This is a genomic window from Mesorhizobium sp. B2-1-3A (assembly GCF_006442655.1).
Taxonomy (GTDB): Bacteria; Pseudomonadota; Alphaproteobacteria; order Rhizobiales; family Rhizobiaceae; genus Mesorhizobium.
The window spans coordinates 372222-391401 of record NZ_VFWK01000003.1 but is presented as its reverse complement, the minus strand read 5'-3'; the positions used below and the strand labels follow the sequence as shown (position 1 = coordinate 391401).

General features: G+C 62.8%; 24 protein-coding genes and 1 tRNA gene. 9 read left to right on the top strand and 16 right to left on the bottom strand.

The genetic code is table 11. The features are described from left to right. Positions 1–114 precede the first annotated feature (114 nt). The 3 genes from FJ977_RS13215 (at position 115) to FJ977_RS13205 (ending at position 2551) form a co-directional block, all read left to right on the top strand. Positions 115–1089 carry an adenosine deaminase gene (locus FJ977_RS13215; RefSeq protein WP_056577727.1) on the top strand — a complete coding sequence of 325 codons (975 nt, stop codon included), beginning with the start codon at positions 115–117 and terminating at the stop codon, positions 1087–1089. Positions 1090–1237: 148 nt separating this feature from the next. Next, the gene (upp, locus tag FJ977_RS13210) at positions 1238–1867 is read left to right on the top strand and encodes a uracil phosphoribosyltransferase (protein ID WP_010911460.1); all 630 of its coding nucleotides are present in this window, start codon (positions 1238–1240) and stop codon (positions 1865–1867) included. Positions 1868–1987: 120 nt separating this feature from the next. Beyond that, positions 1988–2551 (top strand): TIGR02281 family clan AA aspartic protease, encoded by a 564-nt coding sequence (locus FJ977_RS13205; protein WP_140772002.1) that lies wholly within the window; start codon positions 1988–1990, stop codon positions 2549–2551. Here the strand turns inward: FJ977_RS13205 and deoA are convergent, their stop codons facing one another. The 6 genes from deoA to FJ977_RS13175 all read right to left on the bottom strand — a co-directional run bounded on the left by deoA (position 2552) and on the right by FJ977_RS13175 (position 8993). Further along, entirely contained in the window at positions 2552–3871 is a 1320-nt protein-coding gene (deoA, locus tag FJ977_RS13200) for a thymidine phosphorylase (protein WP_140772000.1), read from the bottom strand. After that, on the bottom strand, positions 3871–4680 hold the full coding sequence (locus tag FJ977_RS13195; RefSeq protein ID WP_140771999.1) for a purine-nucleoside phosphorylase: 810 nt from the start codon (positions 4678–4680) through the stop codon (positions 3871–3873). Before FJ977_RS13195 ends, deoA begins: the two co-directional genes overlap by 1 nt. Before the next feature lie 13 nt (positions 4681–4693). Next, on the bottom strand, positions 4694–5086 hold the full coding sequence (gene cdd, locus FJ977_RS13190; protein ID WP_140771997.1) for a cytidine deaminase: 393 nt from the start codon (positions 5084–5086) through the stop codon (positions 4694–4696). 166 nt (positions 5087–5252) lie between these two features. Then, positions 5253–6323, bottom strand: a complete 1071-nt coding sequence (locus FJ977_RS13185; RefSeq protein WP_140771995.1) for an ABC transporter permease — start codon at positions 6321–6323, stop codon at positions 5253–5255. Between the two features lies 1 nt (position 6324). Continuing rightward, positions 6325–7464 carry an ABC transporter permease gene (locus tag FJ977_RS13180; RefSeq protein ID WP_140771994.1) on the bottom strand — a complete coding sequence of 380 codons (1140 nt, stop codon included), beginning with the start codon at positions 7462–7464 and terminating at the stop codon, positions 6325–6327. Continuing rightward, positions 7461–8993, bottom strand: coding sequence for an ABC transporter ATP-binding protein (locus FJ977_RS13175; RefSeq protein WP_140771992.1), 1533 nt, complete (start codon positions 8991–8993; stop codon positions 7461–7463). Before FJ977_RS13175 ends, FJ977_RS13180 begins: the two co-directional genes overlap by 4 nt. 216 nt (positions 8994–9209) lie before the next feature. Here FJ977_RS13175 and FJ977_RS13170 point away from each other — a divergent pair, with 216 nt between their 5' ends. Both FJ977_RS13170 and FJ977_RS13165 read left to right on the top strand, forming a co-directional pair. Then, positions 9210–9419: a SlyX family protein gene (locus FJ977_RS13170; protein WP_056577711.1), complete on the top strand. Its 210-nt coding sequence runs from the start codon at positions 9210–9212 to the stop codon at positions 9417–9419. 17 nt (positions 9420–9436) lie between these two features. Continuing rightward, entirely contained in the window at positions 9437–9868 is a 432-nt protein-coding gene (locus FJ977_RS13165; protein WP_140771990.1) for a hypothetical protein, read from the top strand. A gap of 113 nt (positions 9869–9981) precedes the next feature. On the opposite strand, the gene FJ977_RS13160 is transcribed toward FJ977_RS13165, so the two are convergent. From FJ977_RS13160 to FJ977_RS13145, 4 genes are all read right to left on the bottom strand, one after another. Continuing rightward, a complete protein-coding gene (locus FJ977_RS13160) occupies positions 9982–10971 on the bottom strand; it encodes a BMP family ABC transporter substrate-binding protein (RefSeq protein WP_140771989.1) in 990 nt (329 codons plus the stop codon). 337 nt (positions 10972–11308) lie between these two features. Next, on the bottom strand, positions 11309–11971 hold the full coding sequence (gene msrA / locus FJ977_RS13155; RefSeq protein ID WP_140771987.1) for a peptide-methionine (S)-S-oxide reductase MsrA: 663 nt from the start codon (positions 11969–11971) through the stop codon (positions 11309–11311). A 39-nt stretch (positions 11972–12010) separates the two neighbouring features. Further along, positions 12011–12334 carry a hypothetical protein gene (locus FJ977_RS13150; protein ID WP_140771986.1) on the bottom strand — a complete coding sequence of 108 codons (324 nt, stop codon included), beginning with the start codon at positions 12332–12334 and terminating at the stop codon, positions 12011–12013. 130 nt (positions 12335–12464) lie between these two features. Further along, positions 12465–13148, bottom strand: a complete 684-nt coding sequence (locus FJ977_RS13145; protein WP_246683056.1) for a hypothetical protein — start codon at positions 13146–13148, stop codon at positions 12465–12467. 402 nt (positions 13149–13550) lie between these two features. Between FJ977_RS13145 and FJ977_RS13140 the strand changes: the two genes are divergently transcribed. Further along, positions 13551–13640, top strand: a tRNA-Ser gene (locus FJ977_RS13140). Positions 13641–13886: 246 nt separating this feature from the next. On the opposite strand, the gene FJ977_RS13135 is transcribed toward FJ977_RS13140, so the two are convergent. The 3 genes from FJ977_RS13135 to FJ977_RS13125 form a co-directional block, all read right to left on the bottom strand. Continuing rightward, the gene (locus FJ977_RS13135; protein ID WP_140771984.1) at positions 13887–13985 is read right to left on the bottom strand and encodes a putative RiPP precursor; all 99 of its coding nucleotides are present in this window, start codon (positions 13983–13985) and stop codon (positions 13887–13889) included. 152 nt (positions 13986–14137) lie between these two features. Next, positions 14138–14533 carry a metalloregulator ArsR/SmtB family transcription factor gene (locus tag FJ977_RS13130; RefSeq protein WP_140771982.1) on the bottom strand — a complete coding sequence of 132 codons (396 nt, stop codon included), beginning with the start codon at positions 14531–14533 and terminating at the stop codon, positions 14138–14140. A gap of 500 nt (positions 14534–15033) precedes the next feature. Next, positions 15034–15867, bottom strand: coding sequence for a methyltransferase domain-containing protein (locus FJ977_RS13125; RefSeq protein ID WP_140771981.1), 834 nt, complete (start codon positions 15865–15867; stop codon positions 15034–15036). A gap of 257 nt (positions 15868–16124) precedes the next feature. Here FJ977_RS13125 and FJ977_RS13120 point away from each other — a divergent pair, with 257 nt between their 5' ends. Then, entirely contained in the window at positions 16125–16427 is a 303-nt protein-coding gene (locus FJ977_RS13120) for a DUF982 domain-containing protein (protein WP_140771979.1), read from the top strand. Positions 16428–16582: 155 nt separating this feature from the next. Here the strand turns inward: FJ977_RS13120 and FJ977_RS13115 are convergent, their stop codons facing one another. Next, entirely contained in the window at positions 16583–16780 is a 198-nt protein-coding gene (locus FJ977_RS13115; RefSeq protein WP_140771977.1) for a hypothetical protein, read from the bottom strand. A 153-nt stretch (positions 16781–16933) separates the two neighbouring features. After that, positions 16934–17170: a hypothetical protein gene (locus FJ977_RS13110; protein ID WP_140771976.1), complete on the bottom strand. Its 237-nt coding sequence runs from the start codon at positions 17168–17170 to the stop codon at positions 16934–16936. A 220-nt stretch (positions 17171–17390) separates the two neighbouring features. Here FJ977_RS13110 and FJ977_RS13105 point away from each other — a divergent pair, with 220 nt between their 5' ends. After that, positions 17391–18110, top strand: a complete 720-nt coding sequence (locus FJ977_RS13105; RefSeq protein WP_140771974.1) for a Crp/Fnr family transcriptional regulator — start codon at positions 17391–17393, stop codon at positions 18108–18110. Between the two features lie 101 nt (positions 18111–18211). Here the strand turns inward: FJ977_RS13105 and FJ977_RS13100 are convergent, their stop codons facing one another. Then, positions 18212–18709: a ferritin-like domain-containing protein gene (locus FJ977_RS13100; protein WP_181179807.1), complete on the bottom strand. Its 498-nt coding sequence runs from the start codon at positions 18707–18709 to the stop codon at positions 18212–18214. Positions 18710–19071: 362 nt separating this feature from the next. On the opposite strand from FJ977_RS13100, the gene kdpF reads away from it, so the two are divergent. Next, entirely contained in the window at positions 19072–19161 is a 90-nt protein-coding gene (gene kdpF / locus FJ977_RS13095) for a K(+)-transporting ATPase subunit F (protein ID WP_019861144.1), read from the top strand. Positions 19162–19180 lie beyond the last annotated feature (19 nt).

The window sequence follows — 19180 nt, the reverse complement described above, 5'->3', positions numbered from 1 at the left end:
CCGGCGGGACCATAGCCGATCGATGCTGTGGGCGCTATTGTTTAAGGCGCGGTGTTCAGCCGCGCTTCCAGGTGGTGGGTTTTCAAGACCTGGACTGACCGACGGGATGTTTGAATGCCTTTGAAAGCGGAATTGCACTGCCACGTGGAAGGGGCAGCGGCGCCCGAACTCGTCATCCGGCAGGCGCAGAAATACGGCAAGGACACTTCGCCCTATATCCAGAACGGCTCCTTCGTTTGGCACGACTTTACCTCGTTTCTCGCCGCTTATGACTTTTCCGCCGACCTGTTCCGCACCGAGGAGGACTATGCGCGGCTGGCCGACCACTATCTGACCAGCCTTGCCCGCGACGGGGCGATCTACTCCGAAGTGTTCACTTCGCCGGACCATGCGACGAAAGCCGGGCTGTCGCCCAAGGCCTATACGGACGCGCTCGGCGAAGGCATGCTTCGCGCCAAGGCCAAGACCGGCATAGAGGGCCGCATGATCGTCACCGGCGTGCGCCATGTCGGCGTCGAGTCGATCGAACAGGCCGCGCGCTTCGCGGCGCGCTGCGGGCATCCGCTGGTCACCGGCTTCGGCGTCGCCGGCGACGAGCGCATGGGCGACATGGAGGACTATGTCAGGGCTTTCGAGATCGCCCGCGAGGCCGGGCTCGGCATCACCGTCCATGCCGGCGAACTGACGGGGTGGGAAACCGTGCAGGCGGCGCTCGACCATATCAAGCCCTCCCGTATCGGCCACGGCGTGCGTGCCATCGAGAATCCGGACCTTGTCCGGCGTATCGCCGACGAAGGCATCGTTCTGGAATGCTGCCCCGGCTCCAACATCGCGCTCAAGGTGTTCGACAGTTTTGCCGATCATCCGTTTCCCGCCCTGCAGGCGGCAGGCTGCAAGGTGACGCTGAACTCCGACGATCCGCCCTATTTCTGGACCTCGCTGAAGCGCGAATACGATATCGCGGCGGAGCATTTCTCGATGAACGAGAAGGCGCTGACAGCCGTCACCAGGACCGCCATCGAGGCCGCCTTCGTCGACAGAAAGACCAAGGCGGCACTTCTGGCCCGGCTGAACGGCGCGGCGCGCTGATTTCTTCCGACAAAGCTGTGGTCGGCGGCGGCCAAGCGGTTCCTTGGCCGGTCCATTGTCGCTAGGGTTCGGCGAGATAGCTTGAAGCGCGACACGTCCGAAAGGATCCATGCGCGCGGTTTCGGGCGACACGCATCAGGAGAGCATCATGAAGGGCGTCACCGTCGTCGACCACCCGCTTGTCCAGCACAAGCTGACCATCATGCGCAAGAAGGAGACTTCGACGGCCGGCTTCCGGCGGCTCTTGCGCGAGATATCGCTGCTGCTCGGCTACGAGGTCACGCGCAATCTCGAACTGACGACGACCACCATCGAAACGCCGATCGAAACCATGGAAGCGCCGACGCTGGAGGGCAAGAAGCTCGTGTTCGCCTCTGTCCTGCGCGCCGGTAACGGCTTGCTGGAAGGCCTGCTCGATTTGGTGCCGGCGGCGCGCGTTGCCCATATCGGCCTCTATCGCGACCATGAGACGCTGGAGGCGGTCGAATATTTCTTCAAGGCGCCAAGCGATCTTGCCGACCGGCTGGTGATCGTGGTCGACCCGATGCTGGCGACTGCCAATTCGGCGATCGCGGCGATCGACAAGCTGAAAGGGCGCGGCGCCACCAACATCCGTTTCCTGTGCCTGCTGGCGGCACCCGAAGGCATCGAGCGCTTCACCAAGGCGCATCCGGACGTTCCGGTCTTCACCGCGTCCATCGACCGGCAGCTGAATGAGAAGGGCTACATCATGCCGGGTCTCGGTGACGCCGGCGATCGCATGTACGGGACGAAATAATACAGGCAAAGTTGCCTGGCAGGATTTACCAAGCGTTTACGCAAAGACATGGTTTCGCGGCGCGTTAAAGCGGCAAACACCATCCGGCGTTAAAGGATCGACGGTAACAAAGGCCGATCCATGCTGCGCAAGCTTCTCATCTTCAGCGTCTTTGCCGGTACGTCGGCATCGATCCCTGTCGTCTATCAATCGAATCCGCAGATTTTCGAAAACCTGCTGAAATCGACGGTGACGGCCAGGCCCGAGGCGCAGACGCAACCGGATGCCAATCTGGCGTCGGTTCCCGACAAGCCCGTGGCGCCGCTGCCGACCGGCCGCAAGGTCGTCGTCGCCGCGGACGGGCGCGGACACTTCTCGTCGACCTTCAAACTCAACGGCCGTCAGGTCGACGGCATGATCGACACCGGCGCGACATTGGTCGCGGTCAACACGTCGACGGCGCGCAGGATCGGGCTGTCGCTCAACCCGTCCGATTTCAGCCACGAGGTCAGCACCGCCAACGGCTCGATCAAGGCGGCCGTGGTGATGATCGATCGCCTGCAGATCGGCAGCATCAGCGTCGACGACGTGCAGGCCATCGTGCTCGACGACAAGGCGTTGCGCACCAACCTGATCGGCATGAGCTTCCTCAACCGGCTCGGCAAATACCAGGCCGAGAACGGCACTCTGCTGCTCGTCCAGTAGTCAGCCGCGCGGCAGGATCCGCCGGATGACGGTTTTGTCCGCCGGTGGTTTCGAAGTGCCGATGGCATAGGCCGAAACCACAGTAGCGGCGGCGGCCTCCGCGTCAGAGGGCGAGCGGGCGTGGACCAGCGCCAGGGCATCTCCGGCATGGACTTCCGCACCTATGGGCAGCAGCCTGGTGATGCCGACGCTGGGGTCGATCCTGTCGTCAGGCCTTGTGCGCCCGCCGCCCAGGCCAACCACCGCAAGGCCGATGTCGCGGGTGGCGATGCCGGTGACGAAGCCGTCCGCCGTTGCCTTGACCGCGAATTCCGTTGCCGGTTCCGGCAGATACTTTTCCGGCTTCTCGATGAAATCGATGGGACCGCCGAGCACAGCCACCATGCGCGCGAAGGTGGCGGCGGCGCGGCCGCTGGTAAGTGTTTCCGTGGCGCGCCGCAGGCCATCCTGATTGGACGACACCAGTCCCGCCGACTGCAGCATTTCGGCGGCCAGCGCCAGCGTCACATCCTCCAGGCGCCGGTCGCGCAGACGGCCGGTCAGGAAGTCGACGGCGTTGCGGACTTCGACGGCATTGCCGGCCGCCGAGGCCAGCGGTTCGTTCATGCCGGTGATCAGCGCCGAAACCTTCAGCCCGGCGCCGCTGGCGACCTCTACGAGGCTGTTGGCGAGCGCGGTCGCGTCGCGCGACTTCTCCATGAAGGCGCCATTGCCGACCTTGACGTCGAGCACAAGTGAGCCCAGGCCGGCTGCCAGCTTCTTCGACAGGATCGAGGCGGTTATCAGCGGCACTGATTCCACGGTGCCGGTGACGTCGCGGATGGCATAGAGCCGGCGGTCGGCAGGCGCGAGATCGCCGGTCTGGCCGATGATGGCGCAGCCCGTTTCCAGCACCGCCCGGCGAAACAGCGCGATGTCGGGCTGGCTGACATAGCCTGATATCGCATCCATCTTGTCCAGCGTGCCGCCGGTATGGCCAAGGCCGCGGCCCGAGATCATCGGCACATAGGCGCCGCAGGCGGCGACGATCGGCGCCAGCATCAGCGAGACATTGTCGCCGACGCCGCCTGTCGAATGCTTGTCGGTGACAGGCCCCGGCAGGTCCGACCAGTCGAGCACGTCGCCGGAATCGCGCATGGCGAGCGTCAGCGCCACGGCCTCGTCGCGGTTCATGCCGTTGAAGAACACTGCCATGGCGAAAGCCGCAGCCTGGCCATCGGTGACGGCGCCCGATGTCACACCGTCGATGAAGGCGGCGATTTCACGAGCCGGCAGCCTCTGGCCGTCTCGCTTGTGGCGGATGATTTCCTGGGGAAGCATCAGCTCTCCAGCAGTCCGTCGCGGAACACGCGCTGCAGGACCGTTGCCAGCCGCGAGCCGCCAACCGGCGCCATATCCTTGGTCTCCTGGTGTGAAAGCTCGGCTCCGGTCATGCCGGCGGCCAGATTGGTGATGACCGAGCAGGCGGCGACGCGCAGCCCGAGGAAGCGGGCGAGAATGACTTCCGGCACGGTCGACATGCCGACGGCGTTGGCGCCCATGACGCGCGCCATGCGGATTTCGGCCGGCGTTTCGAAACACGGGCCGGAAAACCACATATAGACGCCCTTGTGCAATGCGGTGCCGGTCGCTTTGGCCGCGCGCTCGATGGCCTTGCGGATGCCGGCATCATAGGCTTCGGTCAAGCCGACAAAGCGGCGGTCGCTCGGCTCGCCGATCAGCGGGTTGGTGCCCGAGAAATTGATGTGGTCCGTGATCAGCATCACCGATCCCGGCGACATGTCGGGATCGACCGAACCGGCGGCATTGGTGAGGATCAGTCTCGTGATGCCGATGCCGGCGAGCACTTCCAGCACCGGGCGCATCGCTGCCGCGTTGCCATGCTCGTAGTAATGGGCGCGGCCGGACAGCATCAGCACCGGCGTGCCGGCAAACAGTCCCGCCACGACCTCGCCGGCATGGCCGCTGACGCCGCTCCTGGGAAAGCCAGGCAGGTCGGCATAGGACACGCGTACCGGATGCTCGATCCGGTCGACAAGCCCGCCGAGGCCCGAACCCAGCACCAGCGCCGTCGACGGCGCCAGCCCGTCCAGCCTTTCGATAAGATGGTCCACCGCCTTTTCGGTCATTGCAGCCAGCCCATCATTTCAAGATGTCGCCGCGAAAACCATAAGGCAGCATGTCGCCCATGGTCACGGTCTCGACGACGCCGGTATTGTCGCAGAGATAGAGTTTTGTGTCCGGCTGGCAGAATTCGGCCAGCCGCTGGCGGCAGCCGCCGCAAGGCGAGCATTTGGCCATGCGTTCGGCAAGGACGGCGATTTCGACGATCTTGCCGCCGCCAGCCATGATGTAGTGGCCAAGCGCTGTCGTCTCGGCGCACCAGCCCTCCGGGTAGGAGGCAACCTCGATGTTGGCGCCGGTGAAGACGCGTCCGTCCTCGGTGCGCAAGGCGGCACCCACCGGAAATTTCGAGTAGGGCGCATAGGCCTTGGCCATGGCGGTCCTGGCCGCTTCGAACAGATCATGCGACATTCAGTTGTTCTCTCCGATGATCGTGTCCAAAACCCGGCGCATCCTTGCGCCGAGCCGTCGGCCCTTAAAGCGCGTCGCGTCGAAACGGATCCAGGCGACGCGCTTCAACTTTTTGTCTTGTGCATGTCGTTCTCCCAAAACCGAGGTCACTTTTGGGCGACATGCATTAGCGTTCCTTGACGTAGGGCACGCCGCCGGCGCGTGGCGGGATTGCCTTGCCGATGAAGCCGGCGAGCAGGATGACGGTGAGGATATAGGGCAGCGCCTGCATGAACTGCACGGGCACCTTGCCGATGATCGGCAGCGGCGAGCCCTGCAGGCGGATTGCCGCGGCATCGAGGAAGCCGAACAGCAGGCAGGCGAACATGGCGTTGACCGGCTTCCATTTGGCGAAGATCAGTGCTGCGAGCGCGATGTAGCCCTTGCCGGCGGTCATGTCCTTCACGAAGCCGCCATTCTGCACCATCGACAGATAGGCGCCGGCGATGCCGGTCAGGATGCCGGTGCAGATCAGCGCGCGATAGCGCAGCCAGGCGACCGAGATGCCGGCGGTGTCGACTGCGGCCGGGTTCTCGCCGACGGCGCGCAGCCTGAGGCCGAAGCGGGTGCGAAACAGCACCCACCAGGTGAACGGCACCATCGCGAAGGCGAAGTAGACGAGGATGGAATGACCAAGCACAAGCTCGGCGAACACCGGGCCGAAGCCGGGGATCCTGGCGAGCGCATCGAACAGCAGCGCCGGCAGGTAAAGGATGAGCCCGCGGATCGAAGCCAGGACATCGGCGAGGCTTGCGGTGCTGAAGCTGTAGGTGGACAGGAAGTTCGAGATCACATCAGCCGTTATCGATTCAAACCGTTCGCTCGGCTGCAGGGCCGGGGTGCGCCCGCCCTGCTGGAACCAGGCCTGGCCCAGGATGATGGTCGATCCGGCGGCGATGAAGTTGATGGCCACGCCGGAGACGATCTGGTTGCCGCGATGGGTGATGGAGGCGAAGCCGTGCACCATGGCGAAGGCGACCGAGATCAGGATGGCCATGCCAAGGCCGAGAAAGGCTGAGTGGAAGACCGAGGCCGCGGCGGCCCCGGCGAAGGCGCCGACCAGCATCTTGCCTTCCAGCCCGATGTCGAAGATGCCGGACCGCTCGGAGAAGAGGCCGGCAAGGCAGGCGAGCAGCAGCGGCACCGAAAGGCGGATGGTGGAGTCGAGAACCTGGACGACAGCGTTGAGAAGATCCATCTCAGGCGCCCTTTCCCTTGACCGCTTCCATGCCGACCGACCGCGGACTGAACGAGGCGAACAGGACCTGGATATAGGGCCTGAACATGTGTTCGAGCGCGCCGGCGAACAGGATCACCAAGCCTTGAATGATGACGATCATGTCGCGGCTGATGGCCGGCATCTCGAAGGCGAGTTCGGCGCCGCCCTGATAGAGCATGCCGAACAGGATCGCCGCCAGCACGATGCCGACCGGATGCAGGCGCCCCATCAGCGCCACGGCGATGCCGACGAAGCCGGCGCCGGAGACGAAGTCGATTGCGACATTGTGCTGGTCGCCCATCACCGGGTTGAGCGCCATGATGCCGGCCAGCGCGCCCGAGATCATCATCGCGGTGATGATGATGCGGGTTTCCGAGATGCCGGCATAGCGCGCCGCCTTGGGGCTGTGGCCATAGGTGCGCATCTCGTAGCCGAGCCTGGTGCGCCAGATCAGCAGCCAGACCAGGAAGGCCATGACCAGCGCCAGCAGGAAGGTGACGTTGAGCGGCGCCGAACGGATCTTGGCGCCGAACAGTTCGATGATCCAGTTGAGCTTCGGCAGTTCGGCGCCGGCGAGGAAGTTGCGGGTTTGCGGGGCTTGCGACCCGGCCGGCTTCAACGGCCCGACCAGCAGGTAGACCATGATCGAGGCGGCGATGAAATTGAACATGATGGTGGTGATGACGATGTGCGAGCCGCGCCTGGCCTGCAGATAGGCGGGGATCAGCGCCCACAAGGCGCCCACCAGCGCCGATGCGACGATGGCCAGCGGGAAGGTCAGCCACCAGGGCAGCACGCTGTCGAAGGACAGGCAGACGATGGCGATGCCGAGACCGGCAATGTAGGCCTGCCCCTCGGTGCCGATGTTGAACAGGCCGCAATGCGCCGCCACCGCCACCGAAAGCCCGGTGAAGATGAAGGTGGTGGCATAAAACAGGGTGAAGGCGATGCCTGTTCCCTTGCCGAAGGCGCCCTCGACCAGGATGACGGCGGCGCGGAATGGATTTTCGCCGACCAGAAGCACGACGAAGCCGGCGACGATGAAGGCCACCGACAGGTTGATCAGCGGGATCAGCCCATAGTCGGCCCAGGCCGGCAATTTGGCGTAAGGCGTGCTCAAAGGGCGGCCTCCTGGTGCTCGACACCCGCCATCAGCAGGCCAAGCTCGCCCTCGGTCGCCTCCGGACCGCGCTCGCCGACGATGCGGCCGGCAAACATCACCAGGATGCGGTCGGAGAGCGAGCGGATCTCGTCGAGCTCGACCGATACAACCAGCACTGCCTTGCCCTGGTCGCGCATGGCGATCAGGCGCTTGTGGATGAATTCGATGGCGCCGACATCGACGCCGCGCGTAGGCTGGCCGACGATCAGCACGCCGGGATCCTGTTCGATCTCCCGCGCCAGCACGATCTTCTGCTGGTTGCCGCCGGAGAAATTGGCGGTCTTCAGGCGTGGATTGCCCGGACGGATATCGTATTTCTCGATCTTGTCCCTGGCATCGGCCATGATGGCATCGACGTTGAGGAACGGCCCTTTGAGATAGCGGGGGTCGTCGTGATAGCCGAGGATCGAATTCTCGTGCTCCTCGAAGGCCAGAACCAGGCCGACATGGTGGCGATCCTCCGGCACATGCGCCAATCCCCGGTCGCGCAGTTCGCCGGGATCTGCCGCCCCGGTCAGGTCGATCGGCTTGCCGTCGAGCATGACCGAGCCGGAAACGGCGCGCCTGATGCCGGAAATCGCCTCCAGCAGTTCGGATTGACCATTGCCGGCGACACCGGCAATGCCAACGATCTCGCCGGCTCGCACGTCGAAGGAGATGTCGTCGACCATGGTGACGCCGCGCGTATCCTTGACGGTCAGCTTCTCGACCGCGAGCTTGACGGCGCCGGCTTGCGCCTCGCCCTTCTCGACCCTCAAGAGCACGCGCCGCCCGACCATCAGTTCGGCCAGTTCCTCGACGGTGGTCTTCTTCGTCTCCCTGGTCGCCACCATCGTGCCCTGGCGCATCACCGACACGGTATCGGTGATGGCCATGATCTCGCGCAGCTTGTGGGTGATCAGCACCACCGTCTTGCCCTGTTCCTTCAACTGCCTGAGGATGCGGAACAGGTGGTCGGCCTCGGCCGGCGTCAACACACCTGTCGGCTCGTCGAGGATCAGGATCTCTGCGCCGCGATAGAGTGCCTTGAGGATCTCGACGCGCTGCTGCAGGCCGACCGGCAGTTCCTCGATGATGGCGTCGGGATCGACCTCCAGTCCGTATTCGCGCTCCAGCCGCTCCAGTTCCGAACGCGCCTTGGCGATGCTGCTCTTGAGGAGAGCATCGTTCTCCGCGCCGAGGATGATGTTTTCCAGCACCGAGAAGTTGTCGACCAGCATGAAATGCTGGTGCACCATGCCGATGCCGAGCGCGATGGCGTCATTGGGTGTCTTGATCGAAGCCGGCTTGCCGCCGACATGGATCTCGCCGCTGTCGGCCTGGTAGAAGCCATAGAGGATCGACATCAGCGTCGACTTGCCGGCGCCGTTCTCGCCGACAATGCCGTGGATGGTGCCGCGCGCGATCTCCAGATTGATGTCGCGGTTGGCGCGAACCGCGCCAAAACTCTTGTTGATGCCAATCAGTTCGATTGCCGCTTGCACCATGCAGCCTTGTCCCACTCTTATTTTTTTATCGCTTGGTCAAAATGCCTAGCATGACGCTGCGCTCATGCCAATTGGCCCGAGCAGAGCCCACTCTCGACAAATCCCCGCGCGCTTGTCAATTTCGAACGTGGCCGACGCTCTCACATTCGCTAATATGGCGAAGCCGCTTTGACACTTGTGGCGCAAGGCATCGCGGTACGAAACTGGGGACTTTGCATGACCATGCCCGCCGACCGGCTGACGACGCTGGAAATCCGCGCCGCCGAGCAGGAGAAGACCATCGAGGAATTGTCGGGCCAGATCGCCGAGCAGTGGACGGTGATCGAGCGCATGCAGCGCAAGCTTGACGCGCTGACCGAACGCTTCCTGGCGTTGGAGGAACAGGCGGCACCCGATGTGCCTGTGACCAAGCCGCCGCACTGGTAGGGGAGGGGGCGGGAGCCATGGCCAGTGAAAGCGATCGCATCGCACGGGCCGGCGACTATGTGCTCGGCCTGATGAACGATGCCGAGCGTGAACGGGCAGAGCGCGATCTGGAGATCGATCCTGCCTTCCGCGACGCGGTGGTGCGGCTTGCCGAACGCATGCATGTTTTCGACCGCGTCGAAAAACCCGCCTTGCCCGCCAATCATTGGGCGCTGGTCACGCAACGCCTCGCCGAGTTGCCGCAGATGCGCAGTGTTGGGCTGGACGGGTCGAAATCAACGCCGGTGATCCGCAGTCTGGAGCGCCGGCCTAACGGCATCGGCGTGCATTCGCTTGGCGGCCGGCGCGGCGCCGTCATCGCCATCGTGCTGATCGCGGTCTTCGCGCTGGGCTACCTCGTGGGGGTTTGGTCGACGGGCAGTGCGTTCCTGCCTCGACCTCCAGGATAATCGCATAGGGCGCTCCCGACGCTGTCCTTTGCCACTGGCCTGCCCCAACCTCCAGCCCCCAAAAACAAAACCGCCGGGACAGGCCCGGCGGTTCGCAAACTGGTGTCTGCCGATCAATACGGACAGGCGTTGTCAGCCGTATAGTCGTGCACCTGGATCTTGCCGGCGATGATGTCGGCCTTGGCCTTTTCGACGGCGGCCTTCATCTCGTCGGTCACCAGCGCCTTGTTGTTGTCGTCCATGGCATAATCGACGCCGCCTTCCTTGAGGCCGAGGTTCTCGAGACCGCCCTTGAAGGTGCCGTTCTTGCCGTCCATGAAGGCGGTGTAGACGGCAACGTCTACGCGTTTCATCATCGAGGTCAGCACCTTGCCGGGCTGCAGGCCGTTCTGGTTGGAATCGACGCCGATGCCGAGCTTGCCGGCATCAGCCGCCGCCTGCAGCACGCCGACGCCGGTGCCGCCGGCCGCAGCGTAGACCACGTCGGAGCCCTGGTCGATCTGCGTCTTGGCGATTTCGCCGCCCTTGGCCGGATCGTTCCAGGCCGCCGGCGTGTCGCCGGTCATGTTCTGGATGACTTCGGTCGCGCCGGCCGCCTTGGCGCCGCCGACATAGCCGCATTCGAACTTGCGGATCAGCGGGATGTCCATGCCGCCGATGAAGGAGACCTTCTTGGACTTCGATGCCATCGCGGCCATGATGCCGACGAGGTAGGAACCTTCATTCTCCTTGAACACCAGCGAGCGGACATTGGGCAGGTCGACGGCATCGTCGATGATGGCGAAGTTGAGATCGGGATATTCGGCCGCGACCTTCTTCAGCGCGTCCTCCCAGGCGAAGCCGGCCATGACGATCGGGTTGTGGCCGTCCTCGGCGAAGCGGCGCAGCGCCTGCTCGCGCTGCGAGGCGTTGGACACCTCGAATTCGACATAGGGCGTGCCGGTCTCGGCCTTGAACTTCTCGGCGCCATGGTAGGCGGCCTCGTTGAAGGATTTGTCGAACTTGCCGCCCAGATCATAGAGGATGGCCGGCTGGACATCGGCGGCGAAAGCCGGAAGAACCATTGCGGTTGCGGCCAGGAGGCCGAGAACGATACGTTTCATGTGATCCACACCCTGTCGGTTATTTTTTCCGTTACGCCTCGCCTGCCCGCCCGGTTCTGCGGCAGGCATGCGACGTCAGCCAGGAGTGTATTTCCTCCCGCTCGGCGGCAATCTGGCACGGCCCGAAACAAAATTCACGCGGAATTTTGACCTTTTGGAAAAGCGTGCCACGGGCAGGCCGTGCAGCAGTCCGATCCTTGCGCGATAGAGCGGTTCATCGTTTCACGGATACGCCGAACCGCTCTAACTTCGTGTTTTGACGCAATTCCTGTTGGCAGAGCGCCATGCGCTTTGCCTGGGAAACCGCTTCGCACTTTTCCTGGAATTGCCCTGGCCGTCAGGAGGCGGCGGCCGGCATGGCGCAGGCAATGCCGGTCCCCTTGAGGTTGCAGTAGCCGTGAGGGTTTTTCGCCAGATATTGCTGATGGTCGGCTTCGGCGAAGTAGAAGGCGGGCGCCGGTGCGATCTCGGTGGTGATACCGCCGTGGCCGGCACCCCGCAACGAGGCCTGGTAGGCCTCGCGCGAAGCGCCCGCCGCCTGGAATTGCGCATCGCCCGATGTGTAGATCGCGGAGCGGTAGGCGGTGCCGACATCATTGCCCTGGCGCATGCCTTGAGTCGGGTCGTGGCTTTCCCAGAACAGCCGCAGAAGGTCGGCATAGGAGACGGTTTCCGGGTCGAAGACGACCAGCACCACTTCGGCATGGCCGGTCAGACCGGTGCAGGTTTCCTGATAGGTCGGGTTGGGCGTGATGCCGCCGGCATAGCCGACGGCCGTGACCCAGACGCCTTCGGTCTGCCAGAACAGGCGCTCCGCGCCCCAGAAGCAGCCGAGCCCGAACATCGCCGTCTCAAGCCCATCGGGATAGGGGCCCTTGAGCGGCCGTTTCGAAACAAAGTGCCTGGGCGCGGTCGCGATCGCCCTGGCGCGGCCGGGCAGCGCCTCGGACGGCTTCGGCAGATTGATTTTCCGGTTCAGCATGTCGCTCAGAAAGAACATGCGCGGCCTTCCTTCCCTTGGCGGGATGCAAGAAATCGATCAATTGGTGGCGAATTGGCCCGTGCGCCGCTGGCGCCTGTAGCCGATGGCGTAAAGCAGGAAGGCCAGCACCGCGAACACGGCAAAGCCCGGCTGGTTGAGCACCCAGGCGACGGCGCCATCCCACAGAAGCGGGCCGGCCTTGGCGCGGACAAAGGTTTCGAACGCCGCCCGCGTGTCCGGCGAGACGGCCAGCCAGCTGGCGTTGAGCGGGGTCAGCACAAGGGCCGAAGCCGCCACCGTGCGCGTCGTGTCGAGCACCGCCATGATGACGGAGACCGACAGCGCGATCATGGCGGCAAGACGAAAAATGAAGCGAAACATCAAGCTCTCCCCCGGCCGATCCCAGACGCTTTCCCTGGGATCTCCGGCACGTGTCCCGAACGAGAAATAGAATGCGCTGGACCTGCCCGCAACCGCGATACGCGAATTTGAAGGCTTGGGCCTTCCGCCCCTACGCCATCGGCTTGCGTCCGCGCCGGTGAACGAACCAGACGGCGAGAATACCGCCGCCGATCGCGCCGACCACCAGCCCGGCCAAGCCGATGAAGGCGGCGAAATAGCCGCAGCCACCCTCGAAGCAGCTGACCTCGGCGACCTCGGCGATCACGGAACCGGCGAAGAAGCCGCCCAGGGCGCCGACAACGGCGCCGAGGATGATGCCGAGCAAGGCGGCGACAATCGAAACGAAAACCGGCGGCGCCTCGGTTCGCTGCTTGGCATAAACGGTCTCGGCGCCGGAGCCGCGGCGCAGCAGGTAGATGCACAGCAGGCCGATGCCGATCTCGATGGCGGTGATGCTCAGGCCCCTGGCGGAGAAGACGAAATCCGGCACGGTAAGCACATAGGCCTGCCTTGCCAGCAGCCACACGATGGTGGCGACCTGCCAGATGGTGAAATGGCGTGGGAAGCGCCCGGAGCGGCCAAAGGCGAGGCCGAGCAGATAAAGACCCCACAGGATGGTGATGACATTGGCGACGAGCCCGCCAAGGAGGAAATAGAAGATCTTGTCCGGCAGGCCGGAATTTCCGACCAGCCACCAGGCCGATGCCAGGCCATAGACCGACCACGCCATGACGAAGATGAGCCAGCCCACGGGGACGTAGGACAGGTCGTTGCCCGCGCGCCCGGCCGGCATCTGTCCACTGCCCGGTTGCTCACCTGATGTCATGTCCGGACGATGCCCCCCGCAAAGCCTCAGCTTCACTCGACAGGCGGCCGGCGGCGAAGTCAAGCACGGCAGGCCTTGCTGGCTTGGCTGTGCACATCATTCGCGGCGCGGGCGCCTCGAAAACGGGCGCGACAGCGGCCTTGCGAAACACCATGTGGCCGGCAAAGCGAATAGACTGCCGTTATGGCTTGGCATTCGGCGCGGGATCGACTAGATGAGCCCCGCGCCTGTTGCTTTGACGGCTCAGGTGCCGGGGAAGGATGTCCGCTGGTTGGGCGGCGTCCACGGCGCGGACATTCCGCACCGAGGCCCGAGGGAGAGCATCTCCCCAACCCGCGCGGCGAAACCGGCCGGCGCGAAGGCAAGGACGGAGAGGTGGCCGAGTGGTTGAAGGCGCACGCCTGGAAAGTGTGTTTACGGGAGACCGTAACGCGGGTTCGAATCCCGCTCTCTCCGCCATTCCACAGGAACCGCAAGCCATAGCCGTCGAAGTAAACGGTGTTTCGCTTCCCACCTAAAAATTCGAGCTTCGCTGTGAATGATCGGTACTGCGAGCGCGCCCTTTGGCAATTCCAGGCATTGCCTTCGGCGGGAAATTCGCGCCAATCGCGATGAAGCCGCCAGCAGCAAGCATCAATGCGCAGCCCAAACGCAAAAAGCCCGACGGTCGGAGCCGGCGGGCCTTCAATGCTTTGCCCTAAGAGATCAACCAAGCGGCGGTGTGGTTGAAGGACCCGATGCAGCAGTGACGGTCGAAAGGCGGTCGCGTTTCGTGAGCACCGGCTTTTCGTAGATTTTCTTCATTCCTAGAACCCCTTAGACGTTGGTGAAACTGCCTGCGCCGCTACCGCCGCCAAACGCTCGCGTCTGGTCAGGATCGGCTTCTCGTAAATTTTCTTCATGGGAATCCCCCGGTTGTCCCTCAAGCCGGCAACGTGCCTTGCGCGCCAAAATTGTCAACCCGGCGGATTTGAGGGTGCCCCGGGAAGCATGTCATTTCGGGCCAGATCATCCAACAGCCGGATGACAGCCTTGGCGTCTTCCGACTTGCAGGAATAGTAATGCCAGGTGCCTTCGGCGCGGCATTCCACAATCCCGTGTTCAACAAGCACGCTGAGATGTTTTGAAAGGGTGGTCTGACTGCCGCCCACCCGGGAGACCAGATCGGTCACCGTTCTTTCCTGATCCACCAAATGAATAACTATCAACAAGCGCTTGTCCTGCGCCAGGACAGCTACCCACCGCGCCGCGACGCCCGCCTGCTTGCGCAGCGTAAGGCGTTTGGTCCGGCGCCACCGCAGAGCGGGGTTTGCCTTGATTTCCGCAAGTCTTTGCCTGACGTATGAGGCCATTTTTATGTCCCTGTCCGCAGCGGAGCAAAATCGTTGCCCCGGCTTCGCGAGTCAACAGGGGTCAAAAAGGCCCACTGCCGGATAGGTAATGGCAGCGGGCCAGGGTCCGAGTGCTGGGATCAACCAGCATAGGTCAACGAGCAGCCGCGGAGTTGGTTGCGACTACCACCGCAACCCAACAAGCCGAATCGGCTATTCCCCTTTCGGCATGCAGGCCTATGTCTCCAAGCAGTCCTATTCAGCCCGAGCGTCGTTCATGCCTGCTCCTCGTCGTCTAATAGAATACACGGCAATCGTTGCGCTGATCGCGGTGGCGATATGGTTCGCGGTCAAGAATTGGCTTCCTGAACAGATGATGTGAGGTGCTACCCCACAGTGCGCGCCAGATGGCCTCAGCAGCACCGTTTTTCACGCTTGTGATATCGTGGTTGGTTCGCCGGAAGGGGTTGGCTCCGCGGTCGATTTGGGGATGCGCGTGGGCAATCTGACGGACCGGTTGATCAACGGCCAAGTGAGCGAGCCCGTTTGACAAGGCGATCAAGCCAGCGATCAAGCCTCGTTTCCGGCCGCGTTCGTTCGATTGCCGTCCTGTCTCCCTTGGCTGAAGCAGGCTTTGTGCAGACGATCAGGTCTGTGTATTCGCCAAGGATGCCGTGCGTGCGATCGGCGAAGCGATACACGCGAACATCAAATGCCGCCCACTCCGCGATGGCCAGATGCAGATCGTAGCCGTAGTCGACGGTCACGATCGAACCTTCGTTGCTGACCGGATTTCCGTGGATTTCCGGCTCCTTCAAATGCTCTCTCGTTCCATCCTCATGCTGGATGAACCTGCGTTCCCACGCGCTGGTCTGAGATTTCCGGACCGGAAAAGTACAGATGTAAATTCCACCGGGTCTCAGAGTTCTGAAGACCTCGGAAACTACCTTGTCCGGATGATACACGTGCTCCATCACGTCAAGCGTCACCGTGATATCAAAGCTGCAATCACCAAAAGTCAGATTTTCGAGATCCTCGTTGCGGACCCCCTTGTGCATCGAGCCAAATGGCAGATCCGGGAAGTACTGAGACGCAATGTAGTGTCGCGCGTCACGTTTCATGACCGCCGATATGCCCCCGCTTACGGGCGAAGACTCATGGATATGCAAGCCGCGCCAGTCGGGTCTCAGCTCGTTGAGGACGAGCGCCAGTGCTCGTTCCCGGGGGATTGATCCCTGCGGGCAGGATGTGCAGACCAACTCGTCACGCAGCCAGGCGCCCTTTGCCACAAATTCCGTATTTTTCTGGCAAATCGGGCAAAACCCGGAAATTTTCCAAGCCTGAAAGTCCCTCATGGTTGTCGATAGCCGATAGCCGGCGACATCTCAACCGGCTCCACCGTGTGCGTGGCCGGGCCAGGCGAGCGAGGTTTTGTATACGCCTGACTGGCGCGAACGGTGGCTGCCGAAAAGCGGCAAGCGGGCAATCGCCGTTTTCTCGACTGGCAACTCCTGGCCCGGAACCTCTTGGCCCTCCGCGCGTTTCACGGCGTCCCATTCGTGGACCAGCCCGGATATCTCTCCTGGCGCTGCGACAATCAGGAGCCCGCTTCATGCACGACAAGCTGTTTCATTCACCGGTCGCACTGACCGTCGGCCTCGGCTTCAAGCGCGAGATCGCCTCGTTGGCCGAAATGCACGACTTCCTGACCAATTGGACGACCTCGCGCCGCGGTCCCCTCCATCGCAATGCCGTCGAGGCGTGCGGCCTCGCGCTGGAAGGCTGCATCACCAGGGATGAGGCGCGCCATGCGCTCGTCGAATTCGCGAAAGCCGCCGGCATCCTCCGGCCGGAGATCGAGCCGGTCATCGTGGCGCGCGCCGTCGCGCGCGGCTATGGCGGCTACGCCGCCTGAGTTCGAGGCCACCTCCGTTGTGGTGGCCAATTCCGCATCGACCATCAATGGAAAGCCCGGCTTGGCCCTCCCGAGCCGGGCTTTCGCCTTTGTCGCGCGAAGATCGCAAAGAGTATAGCTATTTACCGCTAATGTTGCGCGGCGCCTTTGGGGCATCAACCTTTCGAATGTGCGTCCCGGCGCGTCGGCTTGGGCCTCGCCGGATCAGGCCCCGGCGCTGACTGCGCCGCAAGGCGCAATTCTCTCAGCCTGGCTGTCTTTGCCTCGCGAGCCTCGCGCTCGGCGTCAATCACGATCTGCGATTCACGCTTGGCGCGCTCGTCACGCTGGGTGTCGACCTTTGCACGGACCATGTGCTGCTACCTCCATCCCACGGGGCGTTGGTTCGGAACAATCGCCGCCTCCATCATCCGCCGGCTCCGCATGGTGCAGCGTTGCGGCAAGGGTCGCGATTACAAATGATGGTCGGTAGACTTTTTGCCGCCGATGCCTGAAGCGAAGAGCTGTCAGTCACACCAACCGGACGAGACGACGAGCGACGCCTCGAAGATCTGGCGTCCGCCCTCGTCGCGTACCTTGACCGTGATGGCGGTATGGTCGTTTTCGATGATCTCGTCGCGGACGATGTCAGGCAGGATGCGGATTGCCTCGCGCCGCATGCGTTCGCGCGTTTCGAAGACCTGGCCGTCATCATCCACCGTGAGACCGTCGCCATTGTAAAGGTCAAGATAATATCGAGGCATGATGGGCTGGACCTCAGACTGATGAAATGGCGAAATATTCAATCGACAATTCGCAGACTGGACAGTTGTTCCATCAGCGGCGGCATTTGCTGTGGAACAAGCAGCCCTAACAAATGTTAATGCCTATCAGCGGCCAAAGGCTTAGTGCATCCCGAGCCGCCTTTGCTCCCGAACAGAACACATGGCGATGGCTTCCGAAGCCCTTTCGCGGGAGATTGCGGTGCTTGAATCCCTCTACCTCAACCTGGGCCAGCATGACGCGCTGTCAGACGCCGAGAAGGCGCTGCTGGCCGGCGCCATGACCTTCGAACGGCATTTCGCCATCGGCCAGGACATCGTCGCTTCCGGATCGCGGCCGACCTATTCGACGCTGATCCTTGACGGGCTGGCGGCGCGCTACAAGGTGCTGGAGGATGGCGGCCGGCAGTTCACCTCGCTGCAGGTGCCCGGCGACTTCGTCGATCTCCACGCCTTCCTGCTGAAGACCATGGATCACGGCATCGTCGCTTTGTCGCCTTGCCATGTCATGTTCGCCGATCACGCCCGGCTTCGCACCATCACCGAGCAGGCGCCGCACCTGACACGGCTGCTATGGCTGGACACGCTGGTCGACGGCGCCATTCACCGTGAATGGATCGTCGCCATGGGGCGGCGCTCCAAGACCTCGCATCTGGCCCATCTCGTCTGTGAGCTTTTCGTGCGGCTGCAAGTGGTGCAGCGGACCAACGGGATGAGCTTCCATCTGCCGCTCTCGCAAGCAGAGATGGCCGACGTGCTCGGCCTGTCGGTGGTGCACATGAACCGGGTCATCGGCGCCCTGCGAAGGGTCGGCGTCGTCAGCTGGGCGAACCACACGGTGACCATCCTCGACTGGCACCGGCTGCAGGAAATCGCCGAGTTCGATCCAACCTACCTCAGCATGATGCGGGAACCACGCTAAGGTATATTGATGTCCAGGTGAGGCCGGCCTGCAAAGGATGGCTTTCCGCGCGGCCTGACCTGAATCTTACACGCCTCAGGGCTGCCCCGATCTTTGCGGATCTATGCTGCTTCCGCCGCGACGTTGACCGCCGACTCCGCGATCTGCGTCAACGCTTCATCAGTCGCCTTCTCTTCCTTCAGCGTCGCTTCGAGCAGTGTCACGGCCTCGGTCAGGCCGAGTTCACCGGCCCACGTCCTCAGCGTGCCATAGCGTGACATCTCATAGTGTTCGACCGCCTGCGCGGCGGCCAGCAGGCCGGCGTCGAGCGCGGGCGATCCCTTGTACTCCTCCATGATTTCGGCACCTTCCTCGGTGATACCCATGATGGCCGCGCAGGTCTTTCCGACCGGCTTCTTGCCGATGACGCCGAAGACTTTCTCCAGCCTCGCAACATGGCCCTCGGTCTCGGTGCGGTGTTTTTCAAAGGCGGCCTTCAATTCGGCGCTCTGCGCGGCCTTGGCCATTTTCGGCAGCGTCGCCAATATCTTCTTTTCGGCGAAATAGATGTCCTTCAACGTGTCGTGAAAGAGGTCGTCGAGCATTTTCTGCTTTGCCATTGTCATCTCCTTTGGTGATCCCCTCAAGGCCGACAATCTCCGGCCGCAAGATTCGTTCCCGCCGTTGCGAAACGGAAAACCTTTATAAAATTCCTATTTCTTTCCGCCCTTGGCCGTCTCGAACCTTTATGGCGATCGGGTCCATATTCCCTATTGAAAAACGTCTAACGCTGTCACTGCTCGAAGTGCGGCACGCCGTTTCACGTAATTCTCCACCTGCATCCGGCAGGTGCGAAGTAAAAAGCGGAAGCAAGGAAGAAGCACAATGGACATCATTGTTGTCGGGATAGGGCTTTTGTTCTTCGCCCTGTCCTTGGTCTACGTCAAAGCCTGCGACAGAATTTGAGCTGAAGGATCGCATCATGCTTTTCGATTACATCCTCGGTGGCGGCGTGACCTTGTTCCTGCTCGCCTACCTGACCTATGCGCTCGTTCGTCCAGAACGCTTCTGAAGGCACGGAAAGCCACAGC

Excerpts from the sequence above, each read along its gene's own strand:
- FJ977_RS13175 (WP_140771992.1), bottom strand. The coding sequence starts at position 8,993 with ATGGTGCAAGCGGCAATCGAACTGATTGGCATCAACAAGAGTTTTGGC.
- FJ977_RS13205 (WP_140772002.1), top strand. The coding sequence starts at position 1,988 with ATGCTGCGCAAGCTTCTCATCTTCAGCGTCTTTGCCGGTACGTCGGCA.
- FJ977_RS13125 (WP_140771981.1), bottom strand. The coding sequence starts at position 15,867 with ATGAGGGACTTTCAGGCTTGGAAAATTTCCGGGTTTTGCCCGATTTGC.
- kdpF (WP_019861144.1), top strand. The coding sequence starts at position 19,072 with ATGCTTTTCGATTACATCCTCGGTGGCGGCGTGACCTTGTTCCTGCTC.
- FJ977_RS13130 (WP_140771982.1), bottom strand. The coding sequence starts at position 14,533 with ATGGCCTCATACGTCAGGCAAAGACTTGCGGAAATCAAGGCAAACCCC.
- cdd (WP_140771997.1), bottom strand. The coding sequence starts at position 5,086 with ATGTCGCATGATCTGTTCGAAGCGGCCAGGACCGCCATGGCCAAGGCC.
- deoA (WP_140772000.1), bottom strand. The coding sequence starts at position 3,871 with ATGCTTCCCCAGGAAATCATCCGCCACAAGCGAGACGGCCAGAGGCTG.
- FJ977_RS13150 (WP_140771986.1), bottom strand. The coding sequence starts at position 12,334 with ATGTTTCGCTTCATTTTTCGTCTTGCCGCCATGATCGCGCTGTCGGTC.
- FJ977_RS13195 (WP_140771999.1), bottom strand. The coding sequence starts at position 4,680 with ATGACCGAAAAGGCGGTGGACCATCTTATCGAAAGGCTGGACGGGCTG.
- msrA (WP_140771987.1), bottom strand. The coding sequence starts at position 11,971 with ATGTTCTTTCTGAGCGACATGCTGAACCGGAAAATCAATCTGCCGAAG.
- FJ977_RS13215 (WP_056577727.1), top strand. The coding sequence starts at position 115 with ATGCCTTTGAAAGCGGAATTGCACTGCCACGTGGAAGGGGCAGCGGCG.
- FJ977_RS13185 (WP_140771995.1), bottom strand. The coding sequence starts at position 6,323 with ATGGATCTTCTCAACGCTGTCGTCCAGGTTCTCGACTCCACCATCCGC.
- upp (WP_010911460.1), top strand. The coding sequence starts at position 1,238 with ATGAAGGGCGTCACCGTCGTCGACCACCCGCTTGTCCAGCACAAGCTG.
- FJ977_RS13135 (WP_140771984.1), bottom strand. The coding sequence starts at position 13,985 with ATGAAGAAAATCTACGAAAAGCCGGTGCTCACGAAACGCGACCGCCTT.
- FJ977_RS13145 (WP_246683056.1), bottom strand. The coding sequence starts at position 13,148 with ATGCCGGCCGGGCGCGCGGGCAACGACCTGTCCTACGTCCCCGTGGGC.
- FJ977_RS13110 (WP_140771976.1), bottom strand. The coding sequence starts at position 17,170 with ATGCCTCGATATTATCTTGACCTTTACAATGGCGACGGTCTCACGGTG.
- FJ977_RS13170 (WP_056577711.1), top strand. The coding sequence starts at position 9,210 with ATGACCATGCCCGCCGACCGGCTGACGACGCTGGAAATCCGCGCCGCC.
- FJ977_RS13100 (WP_181179807.1), bottom strand. The coding sequence starts at position 18,709 with ATGGCAAAGCAGAAAATGCTCGACGACCTCTTTCACGACACGTTGAAG.
- FJ977_RS13115 (WP_140771977.1), bottom strand. The coding sequence starts at position 16,780 with ATGGTCCGTGCAAAGGTCGACACCCAGCGTGACGAGCGCGCCAAGCGT.
- FJ977_RS13160 (WP_140771989.1), bottom strand. The coding sequence starts at position 10,971 with ATGAAACGTATCGTTCTCGGCCTCCTGGCCGCAACCGCAATGGTTCTT.
- FJ977_RS13165 (WP_140771990.1), top strand. The coding sequence starts at position 9,437 with ATGGCCAGTGAAAGCGATCGCATCGCACGGGCCGGCGACTATGTGCTC.
- FJ977_RS13120 (WP_140771979.1), top strand. The coding sequence starts at position 16,125 with ATGCACGACAAGCTGTTTCATTCACCGGTCGCACTGACCGTCGGCCTC.